The sequence below is a fragment of the Bacillus silvicola genome (genome assembly GCF_050524305.1).
GTDB lineage: Bacteria > Bacillota > Bacilli > Bacillales > Bacillaceae_G > Bacillus_A > Bacillus_A cereus_AT.
This window is the reverse complement of record NZ_JBNGVC010000012.1, coordinates 533,380-546,920: the sequence shown is the minus strand read 5'-3', so window position 1 is coordinate 546,920 and position 13,541 is coordinate 533,380. Positions and strand designations below refer to the sequence as shown.

Here is a 13,541-nt window from a genome sequence, read left to right as displayed (position 1 = left end):
TAGAGAATCAATCATTTCAAAGACATTCAACTCTTTCAAACCACTTTTAGAGCATTAACCTCTTTTGTTACTACTACAATCAAATCCATTTTTATTTTTTAAATTCTTTTACGAATGTTCGAAGTTTCATTAAATACTTCGATAAAATAGTTACTTGATTTTTGCAATCCTGATTCACACTGGCACGGACGAGGAGCCGTAAGGATGAAAGAGAGGTAGGGCTTTCATTGTTTTAGGTATATATAAGTTATTATTTTTAGAAGAATACTGAACCACTCTCACTTCTATTGTTAAGTAATTTTTTATATGTGAAGAGATAATAATAGTTTATATTCTTTATATAAAAGAGATAAACGAATTGTTAGCCATATATGGTCAACTAAAAAAGGTTTCCTGCTTAGGAAACCTTTTTTAATTTTATTTATATCATTCTATTTTTTTGATATTCGAATGTTTTATGGTAAAAGCGTATAAATTGACGTTACTATCTATAAGTAAGTATGATGCGATTATAGTAAGATTTTTTTAGGGGGAAGAAAAATGACAAGTTCAAATAATAAAGCGGCAAGTATTTATGAAGGAACAAATATAAATGCTTGGGGATCTTTTGAAAATATTGAAAAGACGAAGTTGTTTGATTCGATTCAAATTGGATCTTGGTCTCTTCGTAATCGTATTGCAATGGCACCGATGACGAGATGTTTTGCAGACAATGAAACCGGAGTAGTTGGCACTGACGTAGTAGAGTATTACCGAAAACGTGCCGAGGATGGGATTGGATTAATTATTACAGAAGGAATTGTTATTAGTCCGAGAGCAAAAGGAAACCCAGGAGTACCAGGGATTTATACACAAGAACAGATCAACTCTTGGAAACCGGTTACGGAGGCAGTACATAAAGAAGGTGGAACGATTATTGCTCAAATATGGCATGTTGGACGCATGAGTCACCATGAAATAATTGGTGGTCAATTGCCGCAAGCACCGTCAGCCATTGCTGCAGAAGGGAATGTTCCACGTTTTCGTAAACCGTTTGATACACCAGAAGAAATGACAATAGAAGAAATAAAGAAAGTAATTGGTCAATATGCACAAGCTGCGAAGAATGCGATAGAAGCTGGATTTGATGGTGTAGAAATTCACGGTGCACACGGATATTTAATTGATCAATTTACTTATGAACTTGCGAATAAGCGAACTGATAAATACGGCGGTGATTTAAAGCAAAGATTAACGTTTATGAAAGAAGTTGTTCAGGCTGTAATTGAAGCAGTTGGAGCTGATAAAACACTTCTTCGCTTCTCTGCCTTTAAAGGTGATAACCCTACTTATATGTGGGAAAATCCTGAACTTGCGCTTGAAACGTTCGTAAATATGTTTAAAGAAGCGGGGTTAACGATGATCCATCCTTCAACGATGAATTATACGCAAGTGATTGCTGACGGAAAGAATTTTCATCAACTAGTAAGAAAATATTGGGATGGTACTATAGTTGGAGTAGGTAATTTGAATCCGAAAGAGGCAGAAGAAGCACTACAAGAAGGAACAATTGATGTAGCAGCATTCGGAAGACCGTTAATTGCTAATCCAGACTTTGTTCATCGCATTAAACGTGCTGAAAGTTTAGTTGAATATGACGCGAAAGAGCATCTTGTAACATTAGTGTGAATAAAGATAAAAGGAGAACACATCGAGTGTTCTCCTTTTATTATGGAATTTCATAGGAGGAAGCGGAATGAGTGAAACGCTACTCGTTATTATTAGTATATTGCTCTTTTTGATGTTACTTTTAATCATCTTTTTTATCATTACATTTTTTGTAAAAAAACGGACGCATCATTCTATATTAAAACTGCATCCATACTTAGGGAGAATGCGCTATTTACTTGAAAAGATAGGGCCTGAATTTCGGCAATATTGGTTTGATCACGATACGGATGGAAAGCCTTTTTCACGTTATGATTTTCAAAGTGTTATGTTTTTAGCGAAATATCGCTCTGAAATACTTGGTTTTGGATCGAAACGAGATTTTGAAGCTTCTGGCTATTATATTGCTAATACATTGTTTCCGATATTAACTGAGGAATTAAGTGTGAATCTATTGCAAGAGCGAGAAGGTAAAAAGTATGTGATTCATAAAGAAGGTTTATTTTCAAGAAGAGAAAAATTGACAGCGGATACAACAAATCTTTGGCTGTATGAAGAAGACGATGCAATTATAGTCGGTGAAAACCAAAAATATCCGTGGAAGCTACATGGAATGTTTGGAGCATCAGCGACATCTTACGGTGCGATTGGAGAAAATTATATTTTAGCGAGCGGTTTTGGTGCGAAAATGGCAGGTGGATCATGGATTAATACTGGAGAAGGGGGTGTAATTCCAGAACATTTACATACAGGTGCGAATATCGTTGCGCAAATTGGTCCAGGGTTATTCGGATACCGTGATGAAGACGGGAATTTTTCAATGGAGAAATTTATGGATAAAGCGAAAGAAAGTAATATTAAGGCGTTCGAGTTGAAATTTGGGCAAGGTGCTAAAATACGTGGTGGCCATCTAGAGGGACAAAAAGTAAATGAGAAAATTGCTTCTGTTCGGAACGTACGAGAAGGGGAGACGATTAATTCACCGAATCGATTTTCATTTTTAAAAAATGCAGCGGATACACTTTATTTTATTCGAAAGTTGCAAGAAAACGGCGGTAAACCAATCGGGATGAAAATTGTAATTGGTCAACAGGAGCCTTTGGAAGATTTATTAGAAACAATGAAAGAATTAAACATCTATCCAGATTTTATTACAATCGACGGTTCAGAAGGTGGATCAGGTGCAACATATAAATCGATGGCAGATAGTATGGGGCTTCCGCTTATACCGGCATTACTTACATTTATTGATACGGCAAATCATTTTGGTGTCAGGGATAAACTAAAGGTGTTTGCCTCCGGGAAGTTAATCACACCAGATAAAGTGGCGATTGCTTTAGCTATTGGTGCAGATGCTGTAAATTCAGCACGCGGATTTATGATGGCGAGTGGTTGTATTATGGCACTTCAATGTAATTCAGGACAATGTCCATCTGGGGTTGCAACTACGAATCCACACTACCAAAAAGCATTAGATCCGTATGAGAAGAAATGGCGAGTAATGAACTATGTTACTAGTATGAGATATAGTTTGTTTTCATTAGCGGCAGCAGCGGGAGTGAAGAGTCCGCGTCATTTAACGAGAGAGCATATTGTGTTTAAAGATGAAAGCGGAAGAATCGTTCCACTGTCGGAATTGTTCCCTATAGTAAATAGAAGATAAAATATATGCGTTAAAGGTCATACGTTTGTATGACCTTTTCTTTGATCATAAAGTTAATCAAAGAGAAATAATTAAATAAGGAACTTATTGACAATAAAAAACAATTAACATATAATAAATCTCGAATCAAAGATAAATTTTGAACGTTATATAAATAGTAAAGATGTTCTATAATTTGAAATAACATATATATTTTTTGGAAAACATCTCGAATTCAAGATAACTTTAGTTCCGTGAACACTGGTGTGGTAATTTTTTTGGTTAATATCTCGAATTCAAGATAAAATTATTATGATGGATTTTACTTTGTGCTATGGGCAAAATGAATAATGAATTTTAGTGTATAAACAGTTTTTATAACGAAATGAAGAAGGAGTGGGCGAAATGGAAAAGAAAACAATGGGGATACATCATATTACAGCAATCGTAGGTCATCCACAAGAAAATGTAGATTTTTATGCAGGTGTATTAGGATTACGTTTAGTAAAACAAACAGTGAATTTTGATGACCCAGGCACGTATCATCTTTACTTTGGGAATGACGGAGGAACACCAGGAACTATTATTACATTTTTCCCATGGGCAGGTGCTCAGCAAGGTGTTATTGGAGATGGTCAAGTAGGGATAACTTCTTACGCTGTACCTAAAGGTGCTATGGGATTTTGGGAAAAGAGATTGGAGAAGTTCAATATTTCGTATACAAAAATGACTCGCTTTGGAGAAAAGTATTTGGAATTTGATGATCCGCATGGTTTGCATATAGAATTAGTAGAAAGAGAAGCGGGCGAATTAAATACGTGGAGTTTTGGAGAAGTTACGCCAGAAGTAGCAATTAAAGGATTTGGCGGTGCTGTCCTTTTATCTGCACAACCTCAAAAAACAGCTGAATTGTTAGAGCATGTTATGGGTCTTGAGAAAATTGGAGAAGAAGGTGAATTTGTTCGATTCCGTTCTTCTGCTGACATTGGAAATATTATCGACTTGAGGTTATCAACAATCGGACGTGGTCAGATGGGTGTTGGTACAGTTCATCATATTGCTTGGAGAGCGAGTGACGATGCCGATCAACTAGACTGGAAAGAGCATGTGTCTCGCTTTGGATATGGTGTAACCCCTGTACAAGATCGAAATTATTTTAACGCAATTTATTTTAGAGAACACGGCGAAATCTTATTTGAAATTGCAACAGACCCTCCTGGTTTTGCCCATGACGAATCTTTAGAGACGATGGGTGAGGAGTTAAAGTTACCGGACCGATATGAACAACATAGAAAACAAATTGAACAGACACTCTTACCATTTGAAGTGAGAAATCTAGACTAAAGTGATTGAAAGGGGAAAAGGAATATGATGAAACATGTTTTTCAAAAAGGAAAAGATACATCAAAACCAGTATTGTTATTGCTTCATGGCACAGGAGGAAATGAATTAGATCTATTACCGCTTGCAGAAAGAATTGATCCAAAAGCTTCTGTATTAAGCGTTCGTGGAAATGTATTAGAAAATGGGATGCCTCGTTTCTTCCGCCGATTAGCAGAAGGTATTTTTGATGAAGAGGATCTTGTTTTCCGTACGAAGGAATTAAATGAATTTTTAAATGAAGCAGCAAAAACATATGAATTTGATAGAGATAATATCGTATCTGTTGGGTATTCAAATGGAGCAAATATTGCAGCGAGTTTATTATTCCATTATGAAAATGCATTAAAAGGTGCTATTCTTCATCATCCAATGGTCCCAAGAAGAGGGATAGAACTTCCTAATTTAGTAGAGAAAGCAGTGTTTATTGCTGCTGGAACAAATGATCCAATTTGTTCATCTTCTGAGTCAGAGGAATTGAAGATGCTATTAGAAAATGCAAATGCAAATGTAACAATGCATTGGGAAAATAGAGGGCATCAATTAACGATTGGTGAAGTAGAGAAGGCAACAGAATGGTATGAAAAAATGGTTTCACAGGCATAAATGATAGACAAAAAACGGGTATAAAATCATAAAGATTTTATACCCGTTTTTTATTGTGATTTAAGGGGTTAAAGGAGAATAGGAAAACTATGTTAAAATATAAAGAAAAGTAAAGGGGTTCCTGTTTGTTAATGAACAGGAGTGTGGATTTTTTTAATAATGAGGGGGAAACTATTAGATGGCAAACTACGAAAATGAAGAAATGCTAACGGGAGGGAATGTTTCAAACGTATATCGTTCGGAAGATACTGTTCGACGAGAATTAAAGAAAGGCAGTACCAAAATTCATAAGTTATTAAATCATTTGGAAAACAAAGGTTTTAGTTATGCACCAAAGTTTTTAGGTATTGATGATAAAGATAGAGAGATATTATCATTTATTGAAGGGAAAGCCGGTAATTATCCTTTAAAAAAGTACATGTGGTCTAATGATGTTTTAAAAGAAATAGCGAAGATGCTTCGGCTTTATCATGATGCTGTGAGTGATTTTCCTTTATCAGATGATTGGAAACCGATGGATAATACTCCAAATAATATAGAAGTTGTATGCCACAATGACTTTGCAATATACAACATTATTTTTAATAACGAAAAACCAGTAGGTATTATTGATTTTGATGTTGCGGGTCCTGGACCAAGACTTTGGGACATAGCCTATACTCTTTACACTTGTGTCCCATTAAGTAGAGTTTATTATAAGGAAACAGGTGAGGCGGTTTATTATAATTCATTACAGCATGCAGACCGTATAAAGCAAAGAGTTAAATTGTTTTTTGAATCCTATAAAAGTGATGGCATGGCCAAGGATTATTTGGAGATGGTACTTCTACGATTAGAAGGATTATGTAAATACATGAAAAGAAAAGCACTAGAAGGCGATATGAACTTCCAAAAGATGATAGATGAAGGGCATCTTGAACATTATGAAAATGATATTCAGTTTATTCGTAAACATGGAAAAGAGTGGATTTAATAAAATAAATCGTATACAAAAATAAAGCTCAGAGTCATATAGGGACTTTGAGCTTTTTAACGTATTAGTGTAGATGTTTTCCGCAATAACCCAACTACTTATAACAGATGTCTTTTACTATATTAATTTAGCATAGTTAAGAGTTTGTTACAGGCTGAGCTGTAGTAATCGGTAATTGGATATCGACAGTTGTTCCTATGTTTAATTCACTGGAAATGAATAATTTTCCGTGATGCTCTTGAATGATTTTATAGCACATCATTAAGCCAAGGCCAGTTCCTTTTTCTTTCAAGCTATAAAAAGGTTCGCCAAGACGAGCCATGCGCTCTTCAGGAATCCCACAACCTTCATCAATAATGCGTATTGAAATAAAATCATTTTCTAACGAAGCTGTTTGAATGAATATGTTACCACCATCAGGCATCGCCTCGATTGCATTTTTTAATATGTTAATAAAAACTTGTTTTAATTGATTGCTGTCACATTGAATGTCAGAAATATAATCGAAATGATCCATGATGATATGAACGCTATGCATAATTGCTGTTGGTAAAATAAAAGTTACAACTTCTTCAATTAATGCTTGTACGTTGTATGTATGAATAGATAACACTTGTGGTTTAGACATCGCCATAAATTGGCTTGTTATAGATTCCATTTGTGAAATTTCACTCAACATAACGTCCACATACCATTTATTTTCCTCATTTATTTCTGGATGTAATAATGTTAAAAATCCTTTTAATGAAGTGAGTGGGTTTCTAATTTCATGGGCAATTCCAGCTGTCAGTTGTCCTACTACTGCAAGTTTTTCGGATTTTCGTAATAACTTTTCAGTTTCTTTTAGTTCGGTAACGTCCCTTCCCATCACTATAAGACCTTTGCGTGAGCCATCAGGGTGGAAGAGTGGAACCTTTGAAATACTTAAAATTAAGTCGAAATCATCTCTATGTATAATAAATTCCTCTCCGTGAAGAATTTGTCCTTTTTGCCATGTTAGTTCATCAACTTCTTCACAATGCAAAAAAGCTTCCCGATATGCTTCGTTATATTGAATGAGTTCATTATCTCTTTTTCCATGATAAGGAACGCTATGGAAATTGAAACAAGAAAGCGCATAGTCATTCGCTTCAAGCCAGCGCCCTTCATGATCCTTAAAAATAACAAACGCAGGCATTGAATTCATTAATGTGCGTAATCGTTTCTCACTCTCTTGTAATGCTTTCTCAATTCTTTCGGATTTTTCAAGGGGTTTCATAATGGCGTATACACCTGTTAAACGGTTTTCAACAAAAATAGGAACTAATTTTGTTACGACATCTAGTGAATACCCGTCTTTATGATAAATAGAGACGATATACTCTTGTTGATTGTCAGCTGCAGTATTTTTTATGTATTGTAGTACTCGATCAGAAATATGTGCTTCTAAAATAGAAGTGATTATTTTTCGCTCTAATTCGCTAGAAGTATAACCTAATATTCTTTCAGCAGCGGGGTTAATATGTAAAATAACTCCTTCTAAATTCAATGAAATAATACTATCAGGATTATGTTCAAAAAGAGATGCATACATTTCTGCTAAAGAACGATTTTGTATATGGTTTCGTAGGCGTCCTGATACGTTTGGGTGACGCTTTTTTTGAGTAGATGAATATTTTTTACGACTCATAATATTTCCTCCGTACAACTGGCATCTAAAAAAGATGGATCTATTAATAACTATAATATAGGTTTGATGTGTATTTCTATAAAAAATGGAAATTACCGAATAAAATTTATTTTCTTGATTTTGGTAAGGGATATAAAATAAATAATAAGAGAATCTTATATTGCTTTATTAATTTTTTCTAAGTTACATGAATGTATTTTCGTTATAACATTAGAATAGAAGAGGGGGAAGGAATATGAAAAATTATATTCAAGGAATTGATCATGTACAAGTAGCGGCGCCAGTAGGATGTGAAGAAGAAGCACGAGAATTTTATGGTAATAAAATTGGTATGGAGGAAATCCCAAAGCCAGAGGAATTAAAGAAGCGTGGTGGGTGTTGGTTTAAGTGTGGAAATCAAGAGATTCATATCGGAGTTGAGCAAAACTTTAATCCAGCTAAAAAAGCGCATCCAGCTTTTTATGTTTTGAAAATTAATGAATTTAAACAAGAGTTAATAAAGCAAGGTGTTGAAATAATAGATGACAATGCACGACCAGATGTGATTAGATTTTACGTGTCAGATCCGTTTGGAAATCGAATTGAATTCATGGAAAATAAAAACTAGGTGGAGGTCCACCTAGTTTTTTACGCTTTTCTAAACAATCCTAATACTTCAACAGTCTCCGTAATATTAACGAATGCATGAGGATCAATTTCGGAAATTGTTAGTTTCATACTTGCTAACTCTTCACGAGAAACGACTGTCATAAGTACACGTTTTTTCTCGTTTGAATAAGCACCTTCACCATCCAGTAATGTAATTCCGCGTACTACAGTTGAAAGAAGCTTTTTTTTCATTTCTTCTGCTTGATTTGTTACAATCATAAGTGTAACTTTACGATGCTTCGTATGAACGGCATCAATTACTTTACCAGTTACATAAATTGAAAGTAAGCTTGTAAGGGCAACATCCCAAGTGAAGAAAAATCCTGCAATGACAACAACAACAGTATTTAATGCAATAAGGAATCCACCAAGTTTAATATCTCGCTTACGAGATAACAACATACCGATAATATCAAATCCACCAGTTGAACCATGGCAGTTAAAGACAAGACCAATACCAGCTCCGGCGATGACACCGCCAAATACAGATGATAAAAGTGGGTCTGTTGCCACGACTTTTACAGGAATATAATATAGTGCAACAGATAATACAATTACAGAGACAACTGTGTTAAAAATTACTTTTTTTCCAAGACCTATGTATCCTAAAATAAGGATAGGTAAGTTCAATACAAAGTTAATAATACCTGTGTTCACAGGGGTTGCAATTCCTAAAATAATAGCAATTCCGCCAATTCCACTACTTAAAATTTTATGGGGGATAAGGAAAAGATTAAAGGCAATTGCAATAATAATAGAACCAAAAATAACACCAAGAAATCTGACCATCTCTTTCCCGTCCTTCACTAAATAATCATATTATTTCAAGATTATATATGAAATTGAAAGTTTTAGGGGAAAACAGTTTATTTTGGAAAATTAGATTAATCTAAATAGTTCGAGTGTTTGGTAAATTGGGAGGGGATACAGATATGAAGATAACAACATACCAACAAAAGAGTCCTTTAAAACAAGAGTGTGAGGATTCATTTTTTTGTAATGAAGATAAAATGATTTATGGTGTATGTGATGGAGCAACACCGCTCGTTCCTTTTGGTGATGAAGAAGGACATAATGGAGCATACATCGCTTCGCATTTATTTGCAAGTCATTTTACTTCGTTAAGGGAGATTAATAGTTTACAAGGTGAAGTTGCAAAGGCGAATGAATTATTGCAAAACAAGATGCTAGAGTACAAGGTCGATACGAGAAAAAAAGACCATCTGTGGTGTACATGTATTGCAGCAGTTCAAATAAAAGGCGAGAAACTTGAATATGCACAATTAGGTGATTGTATGATTGTTGCAATACTTCAGGATGGAGCGATAAGAGTATTAACAAAAGATACAGTTAAGGGAATTAGTAAACGTGCAAAAAAGAAGAGAGAAGAGGATCGTAAAAAAGGATTACAAGTCCCAGAAGAACATGTTTTTCAAGATGTTCGGGAGCAGTTAAAATACAACCGCTATCTTGCAAATGTGCCAAACGGTTACTCAGTTGCAAATGGGATGAAAGAGGCAATGACTTATTTACAACATGGGGAATTACATGTAGCTGATGTAAGTGGGATCTTTATTTGTTCGGACGGATTGTTCCATCCGGAGTGGTCGTTAGAACAAATTGTGGTATATATAAGAAAGAATAGTATAAAAGAATATGTAGCAATCATTGAAAGGCTAGAAGGAGAAAATAGAATAAGACCAGATGATAAAACAATTATTATAATTGATTTTTAAGGGGAGGAAGTTCAAATGAAAATTAAATGTGTAAATTTAACATTTCAAGATGAATTAGTTCCTTTAGAGAAAGTAAATAAACTGATTATCCACCATACGTCAGAAGATGGATGGGATGTGTATAAAACTCACGAATTTCATCAAAAGGTAAGAGGATGGAGCGGGATTGGTTACAATTATTTTATTGAAGAAGATGGAACTGTAGTCGAAGGGCGAGGTTTACATATTGGAGCACATGCGAAAGATAATAATAGTGACACAATTGGAATATGTATGACGGGAAATTTTGATAAATATGATCCAACTACCCCGCAAATGAATTCATTATATTCTTTATGTAAAATGTTTATGAAGCAGTTTGCCATAGAGAAAGTAAATATACTCGGCCATAGGGAGTTAGAAGGGGTTACAAAAACTTGTCCAGGAAATCGCTTTTCTATGGTAGAGTTAAGAAAAGTATTATCTTAAATATAGAGGAGTAACGAATGATGATGAACATAAAAATACCAAATGATAAAAAAGAAGAGCTTGTAGCACAAATTCAGCAATTTTTTGTTGAAGAAGATTTAGATGAGATTGGACGTTTCCAAGCAGAACGTTTAATAGAAGAAATGATAAAGTTAGTAGGACCATTTGCATACAATCAAGCAATTGGAGATGCAAGAAAACTTGTAAGTGAGAAATTAACGAATATTGAAGAAGATTTGTATGTGTTAGAGAAGAATGAAGGGAAATAAAAAAAGACTAGAAATTCTAGTCTTTTTTTATTTGATTGGCAGAAAAAAACATGGAGAAAACACGGAAAGGACATTGGAAGTACACTTTTTATTTTTAGAATATTCTTAGTTTTAAAATACTTCAGAAAGGAAGATTGTAATGAGATTAACGCCAAGAGAAATTGATAAACTGCTGGTAGTTGCTGCGGCTGATTTAGCTTATCGACGAAAGGAGAGAGGGCTTAAGTTAAACTATCCAGAAAGTATCGCTATTATTACGTATGAAATTTTGGAAGGAGCAAGAGATGGTAAAAATGTAGCGGAATTAATGGAGCTTGGAAAAAATATTTTAAGTGCTGAAGATGTTATGGATGGTATTGCAGACATGATATCAGATATTCAAGTTGAGGCAACTTTTCCTGATGGAACAAAATTAGTAACTATTCATCAACCAATTCATTAAAGGAAGTGAATGAGATGATTCCAGGGCAATATATCCTTGCGAAAGAAGACATAGTATGTAATGGAAATAAAAAAGCAACGAAAGTTAAGGTGTTAAATCAGGGAGATAGACCGATTCAAATTGGATCTCATTACCACTTTTATGAAGTGAATGAGGCGTTAAAGTTCAATCGTAGTGTAGCAATTGGACAACATTTAAATATTCCAGCGGGTACAGCGGTAAGATTCGAGCCTGGGGATGAAAAAACGATTGAATTAGTTCCATACTCAGGGAAGCAAGAAGTATATGGATTTAAAAATAAAGTGGATGGCGATATTCAATCTTACAAAAAAAGAGGGAGATAGCATGAGCTTTAAGATGTCACGTAAACAATATGCTGATTTATATGGTCCAACTACAGGAGATTCTATTCGTTTAGCGGATACACAATTATTCGCACATATTGATCGGAATTACACCGTATATGGTGATGAAGCTGTCTTTGGTGGAGGGAAATCAATTAGAGATGGTATGGGACAAAATTCGCAACTTACAAGGGAACAGGGTGTTGTGGATGTTGTTATTACCAATGCAATTATTATTGATTATACAGGAGTATATAAAGCGGATATTGGTATAAAAGATGGAAGGATTTCAGCAATTGGTAAGAGTGGTAATCCTTCAGTTATGGATAATATTGATATCATCATTGGAACATCAACGGAAGTAATTTCTGGTGAGCGGAAAATCGTTACAGCTGGAGGTATTGATACACACGTGCATTTCATATCCCCACAACAAATTGATACAGCATTAGCTTCAGGTATAACAACTTTAATTGGTGGAGGAACAGGACCGGCAGAGGGTACTAAGGCAACTACAATAACACCTGGATCTTGGAATTTAAGAAAAATGCTAGAAGCAGCAGAAGCTTTTCCTATAAATCTTGGGTTTTTAGGGAAAGGAAATAGTTCAAGTTTACCTGCCCTGGAAGAACAAATATTTGCAGGGGCTATTGGATTAAAAATTCATGAAGATTGGGGCGCGACTTCTTCAGCAATTAATCACTCGTTACAGATCGCCGATAAATATGATATTCAAGTTGCTATTCATACGGATACGTTAAATGAATGTGGTTTTGTGGAAGAAACGATAAAGGCTATTGATAATCGTGTTATTCATACGTACCACACTGAAGGGGCTGGCGGTGGGCATGCACCAGATATTATAAAGATTGCTGCACTGAATAATATTTTACCTTCTTCAACGAACCCGACCTTGCCATATACAGTGAATACGTTGGATGAACATTTAGATATGCTCATGGTATGTCATCATTTAAAAGCAAATATTCCAGAAGATGTAATGTTTGCGGATTCAAGGATTCGAAAAGAAACAATTGCAGCAGAGGATATTTTGCAAGATTTAGGGGTTTTCAGCATGATTAGCTCTGACTCACAGGCGATGGGAAGGGTTGGAGAGGTTATTATTCGCAATTGGCAAACCGCCGATAAAATGAAAAAGCAGATTGGTAGTTTAGAGGGAGATAAAGAATATAACGATAATAATAGAATTCAACGTTATATAGCTAAGTATACGATTAATCCAGCTATTACACATGGGATTTCAGAATATGTCGGCTCTATTGAAGTAGGAAAGTATGCAGACCTTGTAATATGGGATCCCCAATTTTTCGGTGTTAAGCCAGATATGGTTTTGAAAAACGGGATGGTAGTGATGGCATTAATGGGAGATGAGAATGCTTCGATCCCTACACCACAACCATATTATGAAAAAAAGATGTTTGGTGCATATGGAAAAGCAGTACAGTCAAGTTCGATTACATTTGTATCTAAAGTAGCTTATGAGAATAATATTAAAGAAAAATTAGGTTTAAATAAAGTTGTATTACCTGTTAGAAATACGAGAGAGATTTCTAAGCAAGATATGAAGCTGAATAATGCAACACCAGAAATTGAAGTAGATCCGCAGACATATGAAGTTAAAGTTGATGGACAAGTTATTACGTGTGAAGCAGTAGATGTATTACCTATGGCTCAAAGATATTTTTTATTTTGATAT

Annotated in this window: 14 protein-coding genes; 12 read left to right on the top strand and 2 right to left on the bottom strand. The window is 34.9% G+C overall.

The window, feature by feature from the left end:
- The first annotated feature begins 540 nt into the window (after positions 1-540).
- The 5 genes from ACP6L7_RS14650 (at position 541) to ACP6L7_RS14630 (ending at position 6,248) form a co-directional block, all read left to right on the top strand.
- Positions 541-1,668: an alkene reductase gene (locus ACP6L7_RS14650; RefSeq protein ID WP_097829101.1), complete on the top strand. Its 1,128-nt coding sequence runs from the start codon at positions 541-543 to the stop codon at positions 1,666-1,668.
- 67 nt (positions 1,669-1,735) lie between these two features.
- Complete coding sequence (locus ACP6L7_RS14645) at positions 1,736-3,310, top strand: FMN-binding glutamate synthase family protein (RefSeq protein ID WP_097829100.1); 1,575 nt, start codon at positions 1,736-1,738, stop codon at positions 3,308-3,310.
- Positions 3,311-3,694: 384 nt separating this feature from the next.
- Entirely contained in the window at positions 3,695-4,633 is a 939-nt protein-coding gene (locus ACP6L7_RS14640) for a ring-cleaving dioxygenase (RefSeq protein WP_097829099.1), read from the top strand.
- Between the two features lie 27 nt (positions 4,634-4,660).
- Positions 4,661-5,275, top strand: coding sequence for an alpha/beta hydrolase (locus tag ACP6L7_RS14635; protein WP_141533366.1), 615 nt, complete (start codon positions 4,661-4,663; stop codon positions 5,273-5,275).
- Positions 5,276-5,453: 178 nt separating this feature from the next.
- Positions 5,454-6,248, top strand: a complete 795-nt coding sequence (locus tag ACP6L7_RS14630) for a phosphotransferase (protein ID WP_097829097.1) — start codon at positions 5,454-5,456, stop codon at positions 6,246-6,248.
- Between the two features lie 136 nt (positions 6,249-6,384).
- Here the strand turns inward: ACP6L7_RS14630 and ACP6L7_RS14625 are convergent, their stop codons facing one another.
- Positions 6,385-7,917: a BA3702 family sensor histidine kinase gene (locus ACP6L7_RS14625; protein ID WP_097829096.1), complete on the bottom strand. Its 1,533-nt coding sequence runs from the start codon at positions 7,915-7,917 to the stop codon at positions 6,385-6,387.
- 235 nt (positions 7,918-8,152) lie between these two features.
- Here ACP6L7_RS14625 and ACP6L7_RS14620 point away from each other — a divergent pair, with 235 nt between their 5' ends.
- On the top strand, positions 8,153-8,524 hold the full coding sequence (locus tag ACP6L7_RS14620) for a VOC family protein (protein WP_071747691.1): 372 nt from the start codon (positions 8,153-8,155) through the stop codon (positions 8,522-8,524).
- Positions 8,525-8,544: 20 nt separating this feature from the next.
- Here the strand turns inward: ACP6L7_RS14620 and ACP6L7_RS14615 are convergent, their stop codons facing one another.
- On the bottom strand, positions 8,545-9,354 hold the full coding sequence (locus ACP6L7_RS14615; protein WP_002146290.1) for a YitT family protein: 810 nt from the start codon (positions 9,352-9,354) through the stop codon (positions 8,545-8,547).
- A gap of 143 nt (positions 9,355-9,497) precedes the next feature.
- Here ACP6L7_RS14615 and ACP6L7_RS14610 point away from each other — a divergent pair, with 143 nt between their 5' ends.
- The 6 genes from ACP6L7_RS14610 (at position 9,498) to ureC (ending at position 13,538) form a co-directional block, all read left to right on the top strand.
- A complete protein-coding gene (locus tag ACP6L7_RS14610; protein ID WP_097829095.1) occupies positions 9,498-10,301 on the top strand; it encodes a protein phosphatase 2C domain-containing protein in 804 nt (267 codons plus the stop codon).
- A gap of 15 nt (positions 10,302-10,316) precedes the next feature.
- Complete coding sequence (locus ACP6L7_RS14605) at positions 10,317-10,769, top strand: peptidoglycan recognition protein family protein (RefSeq protein WP_097829094.1); 453 nt, start codon at positions 10,317-10,319, stop codon at positions 10,767-10,769.
- A 17-nt stretch (positions 10,770-10,786) separates the two neighbouring features.
- Positions 10,787-11,038, top strand: coding sequence for a DUF2164 domain-containing protein (locus ACP6L7_RS14600; protein ID WP_002066602.1), 252 nt, complete (start codon positions 10,787-10,789; stop codon positions 11,036-11,038).
- A 139-nt stretch (positions 11,039-11,177) separates the two neighbouring features.
- Positions 11,178-11,480, top strand: coding sequence for an urease subunit gamma (locus ACP6L7_RS14595; protein WP_097829093.1), 303 nt, complete (start codon positions 11,178-11,180; stop codon positions 11,478-11,480).
- Between the two features lie 14 nt (positions 11,481-11,494).
- Complete coding sequence (locus tag ACP6L7_RS14590) at positions 11,495-11,824, top strand: urease subunit beta (RefSeq protein ID WP_000612162.1); 330 nt, start codon at positions 11,495-11,497, stop codon at positions 11,822-11,824.
- 1 nt (position 11,825) lies between these two features.
- Entirely contained in the window at positions 11,826-13,538 is a 1,713-nt protein-coding gene (gene ureC / locus ACP6L7_RS14585; RefSeq protein WP_097829092.1) for an urease subunit alpha, read from the top strand.
- The last annotated feature ends 3 nt before the right edge of the window (positions 13,539-13,541 follow it).